This is a genomic window from Pollutimonas rozaliensis, from assembly GCF_048751585.1.
GTDB lineage: Bacteria > Pseudomonadota > Gammaproteobacteria > Burkholderiales > Burkholderiaceae_B.
On the sequence record NZ_JAZHOB010000041.1, the window covers coordinates 1 to 320 of the forward strand.

A 320-nucleotide genomic window follows, 5' to 3' on the forward strand; every position below is an offset into this window, starting at 1 on the left:
ACCTTGTGTGCGACCGCATTATTAGCCTCAAGGTCATCGCATTGGCGGCGGCAGCATCGTTAATGTGTGTCATCATTTTGGTCGCTAATTGGTTAACGATAGGCATCATCCATTGGGGTTTGCTGCCCCCCATGGCATCAATGTCTTGAGTCCACTCTGGTGCATGTTCATTAAGATAGTGATTAAGAGGGATTGGCTCACCGAAATTAACGTAGCCTTGGCAAAAGTTACGTAGTTTACGTAGCGTGCGAAACACTAAGCCTGCATTCTCTTTTTCTTTGCGATTAACGCGCAGCTCTTTGGAGTAAGAGCCGACTTCC

At 47.2% G+C, this 320-nt stretch carries 1 protein-coding gene; it reads right to left on the reverse strand.

The features are described 5' to 3' along the window. On the reverse strand, positions 1-320 hold a 320-nt coding region (locus V0R37_RS21880), incomplete at both ends, for a hypothetical protein (RefSeq protein ID WP_420376527.1).